The organism is Kitasatospora sp. NPDC093679 (genome assembly GCF_040683455.1).
Taxonomy (GTDB): domain Bacteria; phylum Actinomycetota; class Actinomycetes; order Streptomycetales; family Streptomycetaceae; genus Kitasatospora; species Kitasatospora arboriphila.
Map to the genome: position 1 here is coordinate 135,097 of NZ_JBFBDW010000002.1, position 17,791 is coordinate 152,887.

Genomic DNA, 17,791 nt, shown 5'->3' on the forward strand with positions numbered 1-17,791 from the left:
CCCTCTCCGGCCCGCATCCTGCCACCGCGCCCCGCCGGACCGGCATGATGGGGGAGTGCCCGAAGGCGACACCGTCTACCGCACGGCCGCGCAGCTGCGGGAGGCCCTGGCCGGCCACCGGCTGACCGTGGCCGACCTGCGCGTGCCCGCGCACGCCACCGCCGACCTGACGGACCGCCTGGTGCTGGACGTCGTGCCGCGCGGCAAGCACCTGCTCACCCGCTTCGACGGCGACCTCACCCTGCACACCCATCTGCGGATGGACGGCCGCTGGGCGGTCTTCCGCAGCGGGGAGAAGTGGCACGGCGGCCCGGCGCACCAGATCCGCGCCGTGCTCGGCACCGCCGAGCGCACCGCCGTCGGCTACCGCCTCCCCGTCGTCGAACTGCTCCGCACCGCCGACGAGGACCGGGCCGTCGGCCACCTCGGCCCCGACCTGCTCGGCCCGGACTGGGACGCCGCCGAGGCGCTGCGCCGGCTCGCCGCCGACCCGGCCCGGCCGGTCGGCGAGGCCCTGCTCGACCAGCGCAACCTGGCGGGCATCGGCAACGTGTACGCCAACGAGCTGTGCTTCATGGCCGGCGTCACCCCGTGGACCCCGGTCGGCGAGGTCGCCGTGCTCGACCGCGTCCTCGCCAAGGCGCAGCACCTGCTGGAGGCCAACAAGCTGCGGGCCGAGCGGATCACCACCCGCGACCCGCACCCGGACCGCCGCACCTGGGTCTACGGCCGGGCCCGCCGTCCCTGCTCGCGCTGCGGCACCCGGCTGCGTACCGCCCCGCACGCCGAGGACCGCCCCGCCGTCTGGTGCCCGCACTGCCAGCGCGGCCCGGCCCCCGGCTGAACCGTCCGGGCCGGGGACGGCGCCCGCGCTCACGGGGTGCGCCGCCCGGCCGCGTCGAGGCGGGCCAGCTCCAGGGCCGCGCGGCCGAGGCAGGCGGTGAGTCGGGCGGCCTGCGCGGCGGGCAGGCCGCCGAGGCGGTCCGCGAGGTCCTCGACGGTGTCCCGGGCGATCTCGGCGGCGACCTCCGCCGGAGCGGCCGCCGGGCCGAGCTTGGAGACGGCGGCGGCCGCCCGGGCCGGGGTGAGCAGGACGGCCGCCTGCTCGACCAGCCAGCCGGGCACGCCGGCCGCCCCGCCCGGCGGGGCGGTGTACGGGCGGGCGCCGCGGTAGCGGGCGTCCTCGGCGAAGCCCGGCTGCTTGACCTTGCGCACCGGCCGGCCGGCGGCCACCGGCACGGCCCCGGCGGGCTTCAGCACGTACCCCTCGGCGAGGTTGCCCGCCAGCGGCGGCAGGTCGAATCCGGCGGGGACGAGGCTCGGGAAGGCCGCGGGCAGCTCCTGCAGCCGTACCAGCGGTCCCTCGCCGAGCAGCGGGGCGCACGGCAGCCCGGCCGCCGCCGCGGCCCGGCGCAGCGCCGCGTCGCCGGCCCACCACCGCTCCCCGCGGACCTCCACCACCGCGTCGAACACCGACCAGTGCAGGCCCGGCGCGTACCAGACGCCGGTCTGCACGGGCCGGGCGCCGTCCTGCGGCGGGACGGCCGGGTGCGGGTAGCGGCCGCCGAACAGCTCGCCGTACAGCACCACCCGTCCCGCGGCCCGGAGCTCCTCGCGCAGGGCCGCGGCGGCGCGGCCGGCCGCCACCGACAGGGCCGGCCAGATACGGGCGAGGCCGAAGAAGCCGTCGAGTGCGTCGCCGTCCAGCAGCGCGCGCCGCTTGGCCGCGCGGACCGCGCCGTCCTCGCAGAGCAGGGCGAGGTGGGCGCCGTGCACCTTCTCGGTGGCGGCCCAGGCACGGACGGCGGACCGGCTGAGCGCCGCCCGCTCGGGGATCTTCGGGTAGGGGGCGAAGGCGCTCTCGGACACCCGCCGAGCATCCCGGCCGGGCCCGTCCGGCGGCAACGGGATTACCCGCGAGGAGGGCCCGTGCCGTCCGTGCTCAGGGCTCGACGAGCGCCGGGTGCCGCGGGTCGTCGACCTTCACCGCCAGGTCGGCGGTCTCCCGCGGCCGGGTCTCCTCCTCGTAGCGGGCGAAGGCGGGCAGCGTCCAGCGCTCGGCCCCGGCGGTGTGCCGGGCGAGCGCGCCCGGGCCCATCGCGAGGTGGACCGTCAGCTCGAAGGGCAGCCAGCGGCCGAGCAGCAGCGGGCCGTCCAGCAGCAGCACCCCGCCCGGCGGCAGTTCGGTGTACGGCGCCCGGGTGGCCCGGTCGGCAACGGCGTCCCACAGCGAGGGCAGCACCCGTCCGCTGCCGCCCGGGTCGAGCGGTGCCAGCACCTCGCGCAGCAGCGCGCCGTCGTCGAGCCAGAGGTCGTGGAAGGCGTCGGCGTCCTGCCGGCCGTACTCCAGGCGGATCGAGGCGGGCCGCAGGAAGTCCGCGGCGGACACCCGCAGCACCGGACGGCCGCGCAGCCGCAGCGGCCCGACCAGGGCGTCCGCGAGCGCGCCCGGCCGGGCGGCGGCCGCGCCGTCCACCGCGACCCGCACCCACGGCGCGTTCCGCGCGGCCTCCTCGACCCGGTCGGCGACCAGGGCGGTCAGCCGTTCCGCGGAGATCGGTGTCACCCGCACCCTGCTGCTCCTTCCCGTCGGCCCGGCCGACTATATTTCGCCGCGACTGACGGGCCGTCGGGGCCCGGCGCCGTACCCGAGGGGAGACCACCGTGGCCGAACCGACCCTGGCCGACGTCGACGCCCTGGCCGCCCGCGCCCACGCCGGGCAGACCGACAAGATCGGCGTGCCGTACGTCGAGCACGTCCGGGCGGTGGCGGCCGGCCTCGCCCCGTTCGGCACCGGCCTGCAGATGGCCGGGCTGCTGCACGACGTGCTGGAGGACACCCCGCTGACCGCCGAGGACCTGCTGCGTGCCGGGGTGCCGTCCGCCGTGGTGGCGACCGTCCGGCGGGTCACCAAGGTCCCGGGCACGCCCTACGAGGAGATGCTGGCGCAGATCGCCGGCGATCACTCGGCGGCCCTGCTGAAGATCGCGGACAACGCGCACAACTCGCTGCCGGAACGGGCGGCGCAGCTGCCCGAGGCCGACCGCCTGCGGCTCGCCGAGCGCTACCGGGCCGCCCGTCGGGTGCTCTGGCCGGCGGCCGGCGAGGCCGACGTCCGGGCCGTCGTCGGCCTGGTCAACCCCGGTCTGCTGGCCGAGCTCGGCTGACGCCGGCACCCCGCGGCGGTGGCGCCGCCGCCGGTCGCTGTGGCCCGCCGGCCCGGGCAGGAGCACGCTGGAAGCAGGAACGCGGCCGGCCCCGCCCGCCGCGGCGGCCCGCTGCCGCCGGGCGCCACGGGCCCGCCGACCGCCCGAGCACAGGGAGCGGCGATGTCCGACATGCAGCAGCGGATGAACGACAAGGCGGAGCGGGACGAGGAGGACGTGCGCTCGCGCGACCCCGAAGAGGGCATCACCTCGTACCAGACCGCGCACGCGCAGGACGAGTCGACGGCCGAGGGCGACCGCCTCGACGAGCCCCCCGAGGAGCTCGGCCGGTGAGCGCGCTCTCCGGCGAGGGGCCGCACACCAGCGAGTGGCAGGTACGGCTGATGGTCACCGAGGACGGCGACGTCACCAGGGCGCACGCCGTCCTCGAGTCCGGCGGCACCGTGACGGAGGGCACCGGCGCGATGCAGGCCGACGCCGAGGCCCGTCGCAGCAGCCACGATCCCGCCGTCCCGATGATCGGCGACGAACTCGCCGTCGGCCGTGCCCTGCTCGACCTCGGGCACCGGCTGGTGCACGCCGGTTCCGTCGCCGCCGAGGCCGCCGAGTCGGCCCGCCGCCGCGACACGGAGTGACCGTGCACGATCGATCCGCCCGCCGCCGGAAGAAGGTAGCCGCAGGCGACAAGTAGTGTGCGAAACAGCCGAATCGTGACCTTCCGACACCCGTGGAGCGGAACCCGCCGGACCACGGGTGCGTCACTGTCGGTGGCCGTACGCCCGGTACGGTGATCGACGTCATGGTGGCAGGAACGGTGGACGAGAACAGAGGCAAGGGCGGCCCCGAGGGCCAGGCCCCCCAGGACGCTGCGATTGGGCAGGACGCGCGCTGGGAGCTCCCCGGCTACACCCACGAGCGCGAGCTCGGCGCGGGAGCGGCCGGGCGCGTCGTGCTGGCCAGCCACGACGCGACCGGCACCCCCGTCGCGGTCAAGTACCTCAACGGCGACCACGCCGACCACGAGAACTTCCGCACCGAGGCCGGGCTGCTCGCCGGCCTCGACTCCCCGCACGTCACCCGTCTGTACGAGTACGTGGAGGGCCCGCGGGGCGCCGCCATCGTCATGGAGCTGGTCGACGGCATCTCGCTGCGCGACCTGCTGCAGGCCGAGGGCGCCACCGGCCCCGAGGCGGCGCTGACCGTGCTCAAGGGCTCGCTGCTCGGCCTCGCCGACGCCCACCGGGCCGGCGTGGTGCACCGCGACTACAAGCCCGGCAACGTCATCGTCACCACCGAGGGCGTCTCCAAGCTGGTCGACTTCGGCATCGCGGTGCAGAGCGGGGCCAAGGGCGACATCGCCGGCACCCCCGCCTACATGGCGCCCGAGCAGTGGGCCGGCGAGGCCGCCTCCCCGCGCGGCGACGTGTACGCCGCCACCGCGACCTTCTTCGAGTGCCTGACCGGCGCCAAGCCGTACGCCGGCACCACGCTGATGGAGCTGGCCGTCCAGCACACCGAGGCGGACATCCCCGACGAGCAGGCCCCCGAGGCGCTGCGCCCGCTGATCCGCTCCGGCCTGGCCAAGACCCCGCAGGACCGGCCGGAGGGCGCCGCCGAGCTGGTCGCCGACCTGGAGGCGGTCGCCGCCGGTGCCTACGGGCCGGAGTGGGAGGAGCGCGGCCGCCGGCAGCTGGCCGGCCTGGTCGCCCTGCTGCCGCTGCTGCTGCCGCACCCGCACGGGCACGCCGCCGGCAACACCTCGGTTGCCACCACCACCCTGTCGCAGCCCCCGGGCGGCGTCACCGCCGTCCGGCGGTTCGGTCCGCGGGCCAAGCTGCTGAGCGCCGCCACCGGACTCGTCCTGCTCGGCGGCACCCTCGCCGGGGTCGCGGCCGCCGGCGCCTCCGACTCCACCACGACCACCGAGGTCGCCGCCCCGAAGGCCACCACGACCTTCGGTTCCGACGGCCCCGTGGCGGTGCCGTCGCCGTCCGCCCCGCCGTCCGGTTCGCCCTCGGCGTCCGCGTCCCCGTCCCCGTCGGCCTCGGCCTCCCCGTCGGCGTCGCCGAGCGCCTCCCCGACCACCTCGCCGTTCGCCTCGCCGAGCACCTCCCCGACCAAGAAGCCGACCACGGCCCCGCCGACCAGCGCCCCGCCGACCACGCCCACGACCACGCCCACGACCAGCTCCCCGCCGCCGCCGACCCTGCGGGTCATGCGGCTGAGCGTCAGCACCACCTGCGGCAGCCGGAACTACGAGGTGGTCGCCAGGGTCACGGCCGCGACGGACGGTGCGGCGAGCGGCACGGTGACCGTCGCCTGGTACTCGGGCGTGAGCCGGCTGCCGGTCTCCACCGTTCAGCTCACCCTCCCGAAGGGCAAGACAAGCTTCAGCACCACGGTGTCGGCTCCGAGCACCTCCGGCTCCTGGACTGCACGGGTGAGTTCGAGTCCGGCGGCCGAATCGGGCCAGGGCAGCGCATCCGGTCCCGTCAACACGAGCACTTGCGTCATCCTGACCTGAGGAAACGAGACATGAGCACCCCGCAGCAGCCGGACGAGGACGCCACCGTCCGCTTCGGCGCCAAGCCGCCCCGGGCGGACGAGACCGTGCGCCTGAACGCGCCGAAGCCCGGCCCGGAGGAGACCGTCCGCCTCGGCCCGGCGCCCGTGCCCGCGGCGGACCCCGAGGGCACCGTCCGGCTCGGCCCGGCCAAGCAGCCGGACCCGGAGGGCACCGTCCGTCTGGGCCCGGCCAAGCAGGCCGATCCGGACGGCACCGTCCGGCTGAACGCGCCGCGGCCGAACCCGGACGCGACCGTCCGGCTCAACGCGCCGGTGCCCGCGGCCGACCCGGAGGGCACCGTCCGGCTCGGCCCGGCCAAGCAGGCGGACCCGGAGGGCACCGTGCGGCTGAACGCCGCGAAGCCCGACCCGGAGGCGACCGTCCGTTTCGGCTCCTCGCCGGTGCCCGCGGCCGACCCGGAGGGCACCGTGCGGCTCGGCCCGGCCAAGCAGCCGAACCCGGAGGCGACCGTTCGGCTCGGCGGTCCCGGGGCGCGGCCCGCGCCGCAGGCGTACCTCCCGCCGCCCTCGCAGCAGCAGCCGCCGGCCGAGAGCTTCGAGAGCGCCACCTTCCTCGACCCGCAGGTCTGGCCGACCCCGCCGGTCGGTACCGCCGTCCCGGCGCAGACCCCGGCGATGGGCACGTCCCTCACCCCGGCGACGGGCACCCCGATCACCCCCGCCATGGGCACTCCGGTGCCCCCGGCGCAAGACGGGCTGCAGCGCTTCGGGCCGGGCGTGCCCCCGCAGGCGGCCGCCGTCTGGCACGGGGCGACCGCGCTGCCGCCGGCCCCGGAGCAGCCGAAGCGCCGGCGCCGCCGCTGGCTGCTGCTGCCGCTGCTCCTGCTGCTCGCTGTGCTCGCCTGGCTGGCCTGGGACCGTTACGGACGGCCGGTCGCGGTGACCGGTGTCGCCGTCCGCACGGACAACGCGAAGGGGCCCTCGTGCGACGGCACGGCGGTGATCACCGGAGCGATCTCCACCGAGGGCGGCGCGGGTACCGTCCGCTACCGCTGGAAGCGCAGCGACGGCACCGACTCCGGCGTCCTCACCCAGCCGGTCTCCAGCGGCCGCCGCACCACGGACGTGGTGCTCCGCTGGACCTTCCAGGGCCACGGCAGCATGCAGGCCACGGCCACCCTGGAGATCGTGCGACCGGGCAGCGGCACCTCCTCGGTGTCCTTCCCCTACACCTGCCCCTGACGGAGCTCCCGCCCCGACGGCGCATCCCCGGCACCCGGCCCGCTGCGGCCGGGTGCCGGCGCGTTACTGACACGGTGTCAACGCGATGGGCGGGGCAACCCCTGTCGGCCGCGCCGCGCAGGCCCTACCCTGCGTCCATGATCCTGCGCTCCGCGAAGCGGCTCGTGCTCCTTCTGCCGGTGCTGTGGCTGACCTCGCTCACCTACGTGGCCTGCGCCGTGCTGGTCGTCCACCTCCGCCACAGCGACCCGGAGGTCGAGCGCGAGCTCGCGCAGGGCGCGAACCAGTGGCCGGCGCTCGCCGCGCTGGCGGTGGCCACCGCGGTCGCCACGGCCTGGGCCCGGCGGCCCGACCGGAGCCGCCGGTTCCCCTGGTACCGGCTGGCGGCGCGGTCGCTCGCGCTGTTCGCGGCGGCCGTGTCCGCCGCGCTGCTCTCGTACCACCGGGGCGGCCCCGACTTCGACCACCTGCTCGGCCTGGGCGCCGTCACCACCTTCGCGGTGGTGCTGTGCCTCCTCGGCTGGGGGCTGCTCAACCTCGGTCCCGTCCGGGCGGCGGCGGGCGCGGCGGCCGCAGTGGCGGCCTCGGCGGCGTGGTCGGTCCGCGCGCCCGAGCGGTCGACGGTCGCGGTGCTGGCGGCGGTGACGCTGCTGGTGGCGGTCGGTACGGCGGCGGCCGCGCTCTGGCGGGTGCCGCGGGTGCGGCTGCTCGCCGGGCTGCCCCCGGTCGAGTGGACCGGCGGCGGCCTCCGCCCGCCGGCGCGCCGGCCGGTGCCGGGCGAGATCTGGTGGGCGGACGTGCAGTTCGAGGAGTCCGGCGAATCCAAGGACCGGCCGGTGCTGGTGGTGCGCGTCCGGGAGGACCGGCTGGAGGTGCTGAAGAGCACCAGCCAGGACCGGCTCGGCCGCAACGACCACATCCGGCTGCCCACCCGCACCTGGAACCCGGAGGCGGCCCACGACAGCTGCCTCGACCTGAGGCCGCGCACCCTGACGGCGGAACGGCTGCGCCGCTACGCGGGGCCGTGCCCGGTCGGGGTGTGGCGGGTGGTCCGCGGCCGCACCCTGCCGCTGGTGAAGCCGCCGCGCGCCGTCCGCCGGTCCGCGGCGGACGGGCAGGCACCGCCGCGGCCGCGCCGTCCCGCCGCCGACCGGGGCGACGCGCCCGGCACCGGCCTCCGCAAGCCGTCGCGGGAGAGCGGGAAGGCCGGCGCCGCGGGCCGCGGGGGCGGCGGCTGACGGCACCGCGGCCGGGCCCCGGGAGGTGTCCCGAGGGGCCCGGCCGCGGTGCGGCGGGGTGCGGCGGTCAGCAGCGGCCGACGCTCTCGCAGTCCTCCCAGCGGGTGCCGGTGCCGGACTTGGCGCCGGTGGCCTCGTCGCCGCCGCGGGCGGGGGCGTTGAGCGACTTGAGCTTCGGGGTGACCGGGGTGGCGGCCGGGGCGGTCGGGGTGGCGGCCGGGCCGGAGGCGAGGCGGACGGCGATGGCGTCGATCACCGGGCGCGGGCTGGTGCCGGCGAAGTTGCTGAACATCACGGAGAAGATCAGCTTGTGGCCGTCGGGCGCGGTGGCGTAGCCCATCAGGTTGTCGACGCCGCTCATCGAGCCGCTCTTGGCGTGCACGTTGTTCTCGGCCTTGGTGCCGCGCATGCGGGCGGCCAGGGTGCCGCCGACCATCCGGTCCGGGTTGCCGGCCACCGGAAGCGCGTTGTACCAGGCGTCGAACCAGGGCTTGTCCTGGGCGACCTTGAGCAGGCCGGCCATCTTGGCCGGGTTGATGAGGTCGTAGCGCGAGAGGCCGGAGCCGTCGACCTGGCGGCCGCCCGGGGTCTCCAGGCCGTTGGCCTTGAGGAAGCCCTTGACCTGGGCGACGCCGGTGGCCCAGTCGCCCTTGCCGCCCTTGACCTTGCCGATCTCCTTGGTCAGGTGCTCGGCTATGCCGTTGTTGCTGATCTTCAGCATCGGGACGATCAGCTCGGCGAGGGTCTTGGACTGGTGCGAGGCGATCGCCGTCGAGGTCTCGGAGCCGGTGGCGGAGGCGACGCCGCGCTGGACCGTCACGCCGTGCCGGGCGAGCGCGCCGGCGAAGACCTTGGCCGCGTAGGTGGCCGGGTCCTCGACCGTGACCCAGTAGGTGGCCGGGGCGGCGCCGGCCGCGATGCTGCCGGAGAGCAGCAGCTCGTTGGCGCCGCGGCGGCGGTCGACGCCCGCGGAGGCGCCGCTGCCGGCCGCGCCGGTGGTGATGCTGCCGGTGAACTTCATCGGCGCCTCGGCGGGCACCAGGGCGACCTTGGCCTTCTCGCCGGCCGCGCCCGGGGTGACGGTCACCTGGACGGTGTCCATGGTGTACTCGGCGTCGTTGGCGATCGTCAGGCCGGAGATCTGCGGACTGTAGGAGTACGGCTCGTCGTCCCAGGTCCAGCCGGGGCCGAGCGGGGTGGAGTCGTAGCGGGTGCCGTCGGCGAGGATCCGGCCGGTGACGGTGGTGATGCCCGAGGCGGCGACCTTGGCCGCCAGGTCGTCGAGGTCCTGGACGAGCAGGCTGGGGTCGCCGCCGCCCTTCAGCACCAGGTCGCCGGCGAGCTTGTTCCCGTACACGGTGCCGGTGGTGCGGACCTCGGTGGTGAACCGGTAGTCGGCGCCGAGCAGGTCGAGGGCGGCCGTCGAGGTGACGGTCTTCATGGTGGACGCCGGGGTGAGCAGCGCGCCGGGCTGGCGGGAGTACAGCACCTGGCCGGTGGCGGCGTCGAGGACCTGGACGCCGGCCTGCGCGTTGGCGAGGCGGGCGTCGGCGAGCAGCGCGTCGAGGTCGGCCGTCAGCGTCGCGTCGGCGGGGGCGGGGTTGTCGGCCTGGGCCGAGCCGGCGAGCAGGGACGCGGCGAGTGCGGCGGCGGCCAGCGGCAGGCCGCGGCGGTACAGGCGTGCGGGCACAGATGCTCCAGGAATCGGGTACGGCGGGGCGCGCGCGTCGCCCACGCCCCCGTTTTGGCCTGCACATTATCAGCTGATGCGACATCAGTTGATCTTCGGGCGGGGCGGCCGTGCGGCCGTCCCCCCGCGCCCGGGTGCACGCTCCTTCCATGTACACGCCCCGGCGGCCCGGAAGGTCTCACGCGAATTCCCGGAGATCCGCGGGCGGCCCCGCTCCGCCCGCGGGGGAGGGGCCGGTCAGCCGACCGAGAAGGCCGTGACCCCGGAGTCCGTGCCGACCAGTACCCGGCCGCCGGCGAGCACCGGGGAGGCGAAGTGCGGTGCCGGGCCGGTCCTCGCCTGCTGCAGCACCCGCCCGGTCGCAGGGTCGAGGGCGAGCAGCACACCGCGGTGGTCGTCCACCACCCAGACCGCGCCGCCGCCGACCACCGGCGAGCCGCCGCGCTCCAGGTCCACCTGCCAGTCCTGGTGCAGCGAGCCGTCCTGACCCACCGTCACCCGGGCGAGGCCCTGCTGGCAGGGCACGTACACCACCGAGCCGTCCACCGCGGCCCCGCCGTACGCCGGGCAGACCGTCGCCTGCGCCACCTGCCCGCCGATGCCGCCGAGGCGCTGCGCGTCCAGCAGGTACGCCTCGCCGCGCTTGCCGACGGCCAGCACGTGGCCGCCGACCCGCACGGGGGAGAGCGAACCGAGGTCGAGGTCCTGCGCGTTGTCGTCCGCCCACGTCGAGGGGGTGAACCAGTCGACCCGCTGCAGTTCGGGGGAGAGCGCCAGCACCGAGTCCGAGCCGTCGTACGAGCCGCCGGTCGACTCGCCGTTGCCGACCGACACCAGCAGCCGGTCGCCGTCCACCACCGGCCCGCCGCTCGCCCAGATCCCGCCCTCGCGGCGCGTCGGCACCGCGTAGGAGAGCACCGTCCCGGCGCCGCTGGTCGGCACCGACACCAGACCGCCGACGTAGTCGCCGCAGTCACCGAACAGGCCGCCGAACGCGATCACCACCCGGCCGTTCCACAGCGCCAGCGCCGAGCGCTGCTGGTGCGCGAGCGGGTCGCCCCTCGGCGGCTCGACCTCGCGCCGGACCTCCAGCGCCCCGGTCGCCGCGTCGAGCCCCACCAGCACGTGCCGGCCGCCCGCCAGCTCGGCGACCGCGAACACCCGGCCCGTCGCCGGGTCGTAGACCGGGGTGCCGGTGATCCCCAGCGGGTCGATGTTGCCGCACGGCAGCTCGGCGGCCCGGGCCGGGGCACCGACGTGGCGGCTCCACAGCACCGCGCCGCTCGACGCGTCCAGCCCGTACACGGTGTTGTTCTCGGTCGCCGCGAGCACCCTGTCGCCGACCACCAGCGGCTGCCCGTAGACGGCGCCGTCGAGCTTCGCCGTCCAGGCCGTGCCGAGCGGCCCGACCGGGGCGGCCCCGGGGGCCGTGCCGGTGCGCAGCGCGTCGCGGTGGTAGGTCGGCCAGTCCCCGGCCCGCAGCGGGGTCGGCGAGGCCGATCCGGCGACCACGGCGGACGGCACCGCGGTGGTGACCGCCGAACCGCCGCCCGAGGTGCACCCGGCGAGCAGCACGGCGACCGCCGCGGCGACCGCGGGCAGCAGGCGCCGCCGGTCAGGCCGGAGCCGTCGCACCGCCCCCGGCCTTCACGGCCTCGACCATGCGCTGGTGGACCTCGCGCGCGGCCGACTCGTCCCCGGCGGCCACCGGGCTGCCCTCCACGGTGAACCAGTCCAGCGCGCCGCTGTACTGGACCGTCAGACGGGCTTCCCCGTCGATCCACGTCGTGTGGACCGTCAGATCGCCCTTGATGACACCCAACTCGACCGTTCGCACCCCTCCGGTGCCGGCGAGGATGCCCTGCGTGGTCCAGGTCGCCCAGGTGTTCACGGAGCCTCCCCGGTGTGCGGCCGACAGTACGAACTCGTCATGCCCCAAGACATACCGGGTGACACACCTGTTTCCGGCCGAATCGCCCCGCCGTGGGCATGTCGCCGGACGCCCCGCGTCGCGGCCCCGCTCCCGGCCCGGGCGCCCCGGCGGAAGCGGGCGTGCCTCCCGGGGCGCGGCTACCATCGGCGGTATGGGAGAGCGACCCGCCGCGCTCACCGCGCCGCAGCTGGTACTCGAGACCGAAGGCGACTCGCAGGTCATCAGCCCGAGTCGCACCTACCACGTCGGCCGCGACCCGACGAGCGAGGTCTTCCTCAGTGACCCCCGGGTGTCCTGGCACCATGCGGTGCTGCACGCCGACGGCGACCACTGGGAGCTCGACGACACCGGGTCCACCAACGGCACCTACACCGACGGTCACCGGATCCGGCACCTCGACGTCGGCGCCGGCAGCGAGCTGCGGTTCGGCAGCGCCGCCGACGGACCGCGCTGCACCCTGCGCGAGCTGCCATCGCGCCCCGCGGCCGACCGGCGGCCGTCGGCGCTGACCGCCATTACCGGCTCGATGCGGCCGCCGACCACCGTCCGCCCGCTCCCGGCCAAGGTCGTCCGGATCGGCCGCGCCCTCGACAACGAGCTGGTCGTCGGGGACCTGTCGGTCTCCCGCCGGCACGCCGAACTGCGCGCCCGCTCCGACGGGCGCTGGGAGATCGTCGACCTCGGCAGCCACAACGGCACCTACCTCAACGGCCAGCCGGTGCTCGACGCCCTGGTCGGCGAGGGCGACCTGATCGGCATCGGCCACTCGGTGTTCTGCCTGGTCGGCGACGAACTGCAGCAGTACGTCGACACCGGCGACGTCGACCTCGACGTGGACGGGCTCGGCGTCACCGTGGCCGGCGGCCGCCGGCTGCTCGACTCGGTCACCTTCCCGGTCGGGCAGAAGATGCTGCTCGCGGTCGCCGGCCCGAGCGGCGCCGGCAAGTCCACCCTGCTCAACGCCCTCACCGGGCTGCGCCCCGCGAACGAGGGCACCGTCCGCTACGACGGCCGCGACCTCTACCGCGACTACGCGGAGTTGCGCCGCCGGATCGGACTCGTCCCGCAGGACGACATCCTGCACACCCAGCTGCAGGTGCGCCGCGCCCTGCGCTACGCCGCCGAACTGCGCTTCCCCGACGACACCGCCGCCGCCGAGCGGGAGGCCAGGGTCGAGGAGGTGATCCACGAACTCGGCCTGGAGAAGCGCGCCGACCAGGTGATCTCCAGCCTCTCCGGCGGCCAGCGCAAGCGGGTCAGCGTCGCCCTGGAACTGCTCACCAAGCCCTCGCTGCTCTTCCTGGACGAGCCGACCTCCGGCCTCGACCCCGGCATGGACCGCTCGGTCATGCAGATGCTGCGCAACCTCGCCGACGACGGCCGCACCGTCATCGTGGTCACGCACAGCGTGCTCAGCCTCGACGTGTGCGACCGGCTGCTGCTGCTCGCCCCCGGCGGCCGGATCGCCTTCTACGGCCCGCCCGGCGAGACCCTCGACTTCTTCGGCTTCCAGCAGTGGCCGGACGCCTTCGACGCCTTCGAGAACGACACCGAGCGCGACTGGGCCGGCCAGTACCGCTCCTCGCCCTCCTACCGCCGCTACATCGCCGGCGCCATGGACCACCCCCGCCCGGCCGCACCGCACGCCCCGGCCGCCGCCGAGACGCCGGCCCCCAAGCCCCCGCGCCCGCAGCGCTGGCACCACCAGGTCGGCACCCTCGTCCGTCGCTACGCCACCGCGCTCACCGCCGACCGGACCTTCCTGGCGGTCATGATCGCGCTGCCGTTCGTGATGGGCGTGATGGCCCGGGCCCTGGCCGGCAAGAAGCTCGCCGAGGACAGCGTCTTCAACGCGCTGCTGATCCTCTGCGTCGGCGCGGTGCTCACCGGCGCCGCCAACTCGGTGCGCGAACTCGTCAAGGAACGCGTCATCTACCAGCGGGAACGCGCGGTCGGCCTGTCCAGATCGGCGTACCTCTGGTCCAAGATCATCGTGCTGGGCACCGTCACCGTCGTCCAGGCGGTGGTGCTCACCATGGTCGCGCTGCTCGGCGTCGACCTGCGCCCGCAGGGCGGCGGAGGCGTCCTCATGCCACCGCTGCTGGAGATCACCCTGGCGGTCGCCCTGCTCGCCTTCACCGCCATGATGCTCGGCCTCCTCATCTCCGCCCTGGTGAAGAAGGAGGAGGTGACCATGCCGCTGCTGGTGCTGGTCGCCATCGTCCAGGTGGTGTTCTGCGGCGCGCTGATCCAGCTCAACAGCACACCCGTGCTCGCCCAGCTCTCCTGGCTCGTCCCCTCCCGCTGGGCCTTCGCCGCCATGGCCTCCACCGTCGACCTGCACGCCTCGGTGCCCAAACCGCTGACCGCCGATCCGCTCTTCCGGCACGAGGCTTCGGTCTGGCTGCTCGACATGGGCATGATGGTGGTGCTGAGCATCCTCTTCGGCCTGCTGGTCCTGCGCCTGCTGCGCCGTCACGAACCCGCCGTGATGCGGAGGTGACCGCGGATGACGGCCCCGTACGAGTTCCAGCCCACCCACGTCGCGCCCGCCGACGGGCTGCAGACCTGGGCGAGCCCGGACCCGTCGCGGCCGTCCGTGCGGCTCGACCCGCTGCTGCCCGTCCGGCTCGCCGACAACAACGGCAACTGGGCGCGCATCGTCTGCTCCAACGGCTGGTCGGCCTGGGTCGACGGCCGGCTGCTGGTCACCCTGCCCCACCCGCCGTCCGGCACCGACCACCCGCTGACCCCGCTGGAGGACCCGCGCCCCCTGCTCGCCGCCCTGGAGAAGGCGCTGGCGACCTACCGCCGGCTGGTCGGCGAGTACGCGGACGGCCTGATCGACCTGGAGAGCTTCCGCGACCGCAGCCGCAACCTGCGGCTCGGCGCCGTCATCGACGGATCCTCCGCCTGGCTGCTCGACCTCGACCAGGGCCGCTGGTTCTTCAGCGACGGCACCCGGATGCAGACCTACGCCACCGTGGACCCGCCCGCCGCCAAGCGGTCCGCGGCCGGCGCCCGGGGTGATGCCGGATGACGACCGCCGCACCGGCCGACCTGACCGGCCACCAACTCGCCACCTACCGGCTGGAGCAGCTGATCGGCCGCGGCGGCATGGCCGTCGTCTACCGCGCCGAGGACCTGCGTCTCGGACGGACGGTCGCGGTCAAGCTGCTCGCCCCCGACCTCGCCCGCAACGACGTCTTCCGCGAGCGGTTCGCCCGCGAGTCCAAGGCCGCCGCGGCCATCGACCACCCGCACATCGTGCCGGTCTACGAGGCCGGTGAGGCCGACGGCCTGCTCTACATCGCCATGCGCTACGTCCGCGGCCGCGACCTGCGCGTCCTGCTCGACCGCGAGGGCCCGATCTCACTGCGCCAGACCGTGCGGATCACCACCCAGGTCGCCTCCGCGCTGGACGCCGCGCACGGCCACGACCTCGTCCACCGCGACGTCAAGCCCGGCAACATCCTGGTCGCCGAGGGCACCGACTCCGAGCACCCCGAGCACGTCTACCTGACCGACTTCGGGCTCACCAAGAAGTCCCTGTCGCTCTCTGGCCTGACCACCGTCGGCCAGTTCGTCGGCACCCTGGACTACGTCGCCCCCGAGCAGATCAACGGCAAGCCGGTGGACGGCCGGTGCGACGTCTACAGCCTCGCCTGCGTGGTCTACGAGATGCTCTCCGGCGACCCGCCCTACCAGCGCGACGACGACCTCGCCCAGCTCTGGGCGCACCTCAACGACCCGCCGCCGCACCTCAGCGAGCACCGCCCCAACCTGCCCGCCGCCCTCGACGACGTGCTGATCCGGGCGCTCGCCAAGACACCGGACGAGCGGTACGACAGCTGCCTGGCCTTCGTCGGCGCCCTGCACGGCGTGGAGCACGTCGCGGCGATCCCGGTGCCGACGCCGACCGAACTCGTCCCGCAGCTGCCCGAGTCCGCGGCGCCGGCCGAACCCGCCCCGCCGCGGGAGTCCCCGGCGTCCGCGGATTCCCCGGCGTCCGGGGAATCCGCCGCACCGCCGGAGCCCGTCGCACCGCGGAAGGCCGCCGGTCCGCCCGACCCGCCGGCGCCCCCGCCGGAGCCCCCCGAGTGGGCGCTGCCGGTCTACGGCACCGACCGCGACTGAGCCCCGGGCTCCGCCGGCCGCCGCGCCGCCGGCGCGGTGTCGCGGCGCACCCGGGCAGCCGTCAGGCCGCCGAGCAGCCCGGCCACCGCCCCCCAGACCGCGCCCACCGCCACCAGCACCAGCAGGTCGGGCTCCAGCACCGCCGCGCCGCTGCCGCCGAAGCCGAGCAGGGTGAGGCCGTACGCGGCGGAGATCCGGGTGAGCACGCCGATCAGCAGCATCGCCACCGCCAGCGCCACCGCCAGGTGCACCGCGTGCCGCCAGGCCTTGATGCCGGGCGGGGCGTGCATCGCCATGCCCAGCCCGGTGAACAGCAGGGCGACCACCGCCAGGGCGACGAGCAGCCACGCCCGGGAGTCCTGGTCGGTGAGGGTGGCCGCGTCCAGCCGGACGTCCTGGTTCTGCTGCAGCACCCCGGCCAGCGGCTGCGGCATCGGCAGGCCGAGCGTGCCGGCGACGTGGCCGTGCCAGGCACCGCCCATGCCGATGCCGAGCGCCAGCCAGGCCAGGTTCGGCAGGCCGAGGAAGACCACCGCAAGGGTCTGCCGGGCGTGCCCGCCGACCGCGGCCTCCACCAGGCCGGCCGGCAGCGCCAGGGCGACGTAGACCAGCAGCAGCGTCAGCACGGCGTGCGCGGCCGGACGGACGGCGGTGTGGAAGCGCAGCAGCGGCAGCGGCAGCGGGGTCCGCCGGGAGACCGCCAGGGCGAGCAGGAGCACCACCGCGAGCCACACCAGGCCGAGGCCGACCGCCCGACCGGTGTCCACGGTGAAGCCCACCGTCGGCGAGGCGCCGACCAGGCCGCCCAGCTCGTCGATCAGCGGTTCGCCGGTCGACACCACGAAGCTCTTCTCGGCCGGGACCGACAGCAGCAGCAGCGCGAGCGCCCACAGCACGGCGACCCGGCCCACCCGGGCCAGCAGCTCCCGGCCGGAGACGGTGGCGTGCAGCCGCATCGGGCGCAGGAACAGCCAGCCGACCAGCAGCGCGCCGGTCAGCGACACGGAGAGCGGGACGGCCTCGATGCCGCCCTTCGCCCCGGCCACGAACGCCGCCCCGCCCTCCACCCGGGCGGAGGCGCCGCAGGCCATCAGCACGGTCGCCGCGACCACCGAGCCGTAGCCCCCGGAGGGCAGGTCGTTCGCGCCGGCGAAGTACAGGCCGATCGCGGCCACCGCCAGCATGGCGGCCACCGCGGCCGCCACGGCCGTCAGGGCCTCGCCCCAGTGCCGCAGTTCGCCCACGGCACCGCCGGAGCGGGCCGCGGGCCCGTCGCTGGTGCGGGCGCCGGGCCCGCTGCTCGTCCGCACAATCGGCTCCTGCCGGGTCGGCTCAATCCGGTGGGGGTCTCCTTCCAGCCTCCGCCCGGCGGCCGGGAACGGCGAGCCCGGGCGGCGGGGGAGGGCGGGCCCGGGTGGCCGGGAACGGCGAGCCTGCAGGCGGGGGAGGGCGGGCTGTCGCGCGGGCCGGGCCGGGCGCGCGGAGAATGGCGTGCGGGGGTGCCCAGAACGGGAGGAACACCCGTGAGCCCGCTGCCGCCGTCACCCGACCAGCCGTCCGGACCGCCCGAGGACCCGTCCGGACCGCCCTCCGGACCGCTGTCAGGGCCGGGCTCCGGCCCGCCGTCCTCCGGCAACCGCCCCGCGGGGCCGGGCCACACCTCGTCGTACCCCGGCGGGCCCTCGGGACCGCCGTCCGGCCCCACCTCCGGACCGGGGGCGCACCCCGGCGGCCCGGGCGGTGCCGGCGGCCGGGGAGGCCCACCGAGCAACGCCCGCACGGTCGTCACCGGCGGCGGGGGAGACTCCGGCGGAGGAGGCGCGGGCGGGGCCGGCGCCGGAGGTTCGAGCGCCGGCG

At 76.1% G+C, this 17,791-nt stretch carries 16 protein-coding genes; 10 read left to right on the forward strand and 6 right to left on the reverse strand.

Annotated features, from left to right (window positions below):
* Positions 1-55: 55 nt before the first annotated feature.
* On the forward strand, positions 56-844 hold the full coding sequence (locus tag AB0O09_RS02675; RefSeq protein WP_363539481.1) for a DNA-formamidopyrimidine glycosylase family protein: 789 nt from the start codon (positions 56-58) through the stop codon (positions 842-844).
* Between the two features lie 29 nt (positions 845-873).
* Here AB0O09_RS02675 and AB0O09_RS02680 read toward each other — a convergent pair whose 3' ends face one another.
* Together AB0O09_RS02680 and AB0O09_RS02685 are read right to left on the reverse strand one after the other, a co-directional pair.
* Positions 874-1,869 (reverse strand): RNA ligase family protein, encoded by a 996-nt coding sequence (locus AB0O09_RS02680; RefSeq protein WP_363539483.1) that lies wholly within the window; start codon positions 1,867-1,869, stop codon positions 874-876.
* Between the two features lie 73 nt (positions 1,870-1,942).
* Positions 1,943-2,572, reverse strand: a complete 630-nt coding sequence (locus tag AB0O09_RS02685) for a uridine kinase (RefSeq protein ID WP_363539485.1) — start codon at positions 2,570-2,572, stop codon at positions 1,943-1,945.
* 92 nt (positions 2,573-2,664) lie between these two features.
* Between AB0O09_RS02685 and AB0O09_RS02690 the strand changes: the two genes are divergently transcribed.
* The 6 genes from AB0O09_RS02690 to AB0O09_RS02715 all read left to right on the forward strand — a co-directional run bounded on the left by AB0O09_RS02690 (position 2,665) and on the right by AB0O09_RS02715 (position 8,174).
* On the forward strand, positions 2,665-3,168 hold the full coding sequence (locus tag AB0O09_RS02690; protein ID WP_363539487.1) for an HD domain-containing protein: 504 nt from the start codon (positions 2,665-2,667) through the stop codon (positions 3,166-3,168).
* A 162-nt stretch (positions 3,169-3,330) separates the two neighbouring features.
* Positions 3,331-3,501, forward strand: coding sequence for a hypothetical protein (locus tag AB0O09_RS02695; protein WP_363539489.1), 171 nt, complete (start codon positions 3,331-3,333; stop codon positions 3,499-3,501).
* Positions 3,498-3,803 carry a dsRBD fold-containing protein gene (locus tag AB0O09_RS02700; protein ID WP_363539491.1) on the forward strand — a complete coding sequence of 102 codons (306 nt, stop codon included), beginning with the start codon at positions 3,498-3,500 and terminating at the stop codon, positions 3,801-3,803. Before AB0O09_RS02695 ends, AB0O09_RS02700 begins: the two co-directional genes overlap by 4 nt.
* A 179-nt stretch (positions 3,804-3,982) precedes the next feature.
* Positions 3,983-5,692 carry a serine/threonine-protein kinase gene (locus AB0O09_RS02705; RefSeq protein ID WP_363539493.1) on the forward strand — a complete coding sequence of 570 codons (1,710 nt, stop codon included), beginning with the start codon at positions 3,983-3,985 and terminating at the stop codon, positions 5,690-5,692.
* Between the two features lie 11 nt (positions 5,693-5,703).
* On the forward strand, positions 5,704-6,936 hold the full coding sequence (locus tag AB0O09_RS02710; protein WP_363539495.1) for a hypothetical protein: 1,233 nt from the start codon (positions 5,704-5,706) through the stop codon (positions 6,934-6,936).
* 137 nt (positions 6,937-7,073) lie between these two features.
* Positions 7,074-8,174 (forward strand): hypothetical protein, encoded by a 1,101-nt coding sequence (locus AB0O09_RS02715; RefSeq protein ID WP_363539497.1) that lies wholly within the window; start codon positions 7,074-7,076, stop codon positions 8,172-8,174.
* A 67-nt stretch (positions 8,175-8,241) separates the two neighbouring features.
* Here AB0O09_RS02715 and dacB read toward each other — a convergent pair whose 3' ends face one another.
* From dacB to AB0O09_RS02730, 3 genes are all read right to left on the reverse strand, one after another.
* Entirely contained in the window at positions 8,242-9,864 is a 1,623-nt protein-coding gene (gene dacB / locus AB0O09_RS02720) for a D-alanyl-D-alanine carboxypeptidase/D-alanyl-D-alanine-endopeptidase (protein WP_363539499.1), read from the reverse strand.
* 237 nt (positions 9,865-10,101) lie between these two features.
* A complete protein-coding gene (locus tag AB0O09_RS02725) occupies positions 10,102-11,499 on the reverse strand; it encodes a PQQ-binding-like beta-propeller repeat protein (RefSeq protein ID WP_363539501.1) in 1,398 nt (465 codons plus the stop codon).
* Positions 11,480-11,755: a hypothetical protein gene (locus AB0O09_RS02730; RefSeq protein WP_363539503.1), complete on the reverse strand. Its 276-nt coding sequence runs from the start codon at positions 11,753-11,755 to the stop codon at positions 11,480-11,482. Before AB0O09_RS02730 ends, AB0O09_RS02725 begins: the two co-directional genes overlap by 20 nt.
* Before the next feature lie 193 nt (positions 11,756-11,948).
* Between AB0O09_RS02730 and AB0O09_RS02735 the strand changes: the two genes are divergently transcribed.
* The 3 genes from AB0O09_RS02735 to AB0O09_RS02745 are packed head-to-tail and all read left to right on the forward strand — an operon-like array spanning position 11,949 to position 15,934.
* A complete protein-coding gene (locus AB0O09_RS02735; protein ID WP_363539505.1) occupies positions 11,949-14,300 on the forward strand; it encodes an FHA domain-containing protein in 2,352 nt (783 codons plus the stop codon).
* Between the two features lie 6 nt (positions 14,301-14,306).
* Complete coding sequence (locus AB0O09_RS02740) at positions 14,307-14,837, forward strand: hypothetical protein (protein WP_363539507.1); 531 nt, start codon at positions 14,307-14,309, stop codon at positions 14,835-14,837.
* On the forward strand, positions 14,834-15,934 hold the full coding sequence (locus AB0O09_RS02745; protein ID WP_363539509.1) for a serine/threonine-protein kinase: 1,101 nt from the start codon (positions 14,834-14,836) through the stop codon (positions 15,932-15,934). Before AB0O09_RS02740 ends, AB0O09_RS02745 begins: the two co-directional genes overlap by 4 nt.
* On the opposite strand, the gene AB0O09_RS02750 is transcribed toward AB0O09_RS02745, so the two are convergent.
* On the reverse strand, positions 15,913-17,244 hold the full coding sequence (locus AB0O09_RS02750) for a streptophobe family protein (RefSeq protein ID WP_363539511.1): 1,332 nt from the start codon (positions 17,242-17,244) through the stop codon (positions 15,913-15,915). The two genes, AB0O09_RS02745 and AB0O09_RS02750, sit on opposite strands and share 22 nt — an antisense overlap.
* Positions 17,245-17,791: the final 547 nt, after the last annotated feature.

Excerpts from the sequence above, each read along its gene's own strand:
- AB0O09_RS02715 (WP_363539497.1), top strand. The coding sequence starts at position 7,074 with ATGATCCTGCGCTCCGCGAAGCGGCTCGTGCTCCTTCTGCCGGTGCTG.
- AB0O09_RS02710 (WP_363539495.1), top strand. The coding sequence starts at position 5,704 with ATGAGCACCCCGCAGCAGCCGGACGAGGACGCCACCGTCCGCTTCGGC.
- AB0O09_RS02745 (WP_363539509.1), top strand. The coding sequence starts at position 14,834 with ATGACGACCGCCGCACCGGCCGACCTGACCGGCCACCAACTCGCCACC.
- AB0O09_RS02735 (WP_363539505.1), top strand. The coding sequence starts at position 11,949 with ATGGGAGAGCGACCCGCCGCGCTCACCGCGCCGCAGCTGGTACTCGAG.
- AB0O09_RS02740 (WP_363539507.1), top strand. The coding sequence starts at position 14,307 with ATGACGGCCCCGTACGAGTTCCAGCCCACCCACGTCGCGCCCGCCGAC.
- AB0O09_RS02695 (WP_363539489.1), top strand. The coding sequence starts at position 3,331 with ATGTCCGACATGCAGCAGCGGATGAACGACAAGGCGGAGCGGGACGAG.